Annotated in this window: 1 protein-coding gene; it reads left to right on the top strand. The window is 66.1% G+C overall.

From position 1 onward, the window contains the following. Positions 1–217 (top strand): hypothetical protein (locus R0J88_RS22370; RefSeq protein ID WP_410901224.1); only part of this gene is annotated, 217 nt, incomplete at its 5' end. Positions 218–248: the final 31 nt, after the last annotated feature.

Here is a 248-nt window from a genome sequence, read left to right as displayed (position 1 = left end):
CCTGGCGCGCGACCTCGGTGGCCTGCTGCGTCTGGCCGATGGCGCTTCTGTGTCTGAACCGGCTGAGGGCTCCTTGCTGGCTGAGGGCTCTGCGCTGGGCGGCGCCTGCTTCGAATTGTGGCTACGCACGCCGGCGTCGGAGGCAACGCATGCAGCCGACGGCACCGAACAACACGGCACCGAACAACACGGCAGCGGGCAGCAATCCGTGACATGACGGGGTATACGCACGAATGACAGGCTATACG

Origin of the sequence: Pseudoalteromonas sp. SIMBA_162 (assembly GCF_046535955.1) — a bacterium.
GTDB classification, from domain to species: Bacteria; Pseudomonadota; Gammaproteobacteria; order Enterobacterales; family Alteromonadaceae; genus Pseudoalteromonas; species Pseudoalteromonas marina.
The sequence above is the reverse complement of the archived record's forward strand: the minus strand, read 5'-3'. Positions and strand labels throughout refer to the sequence as shown.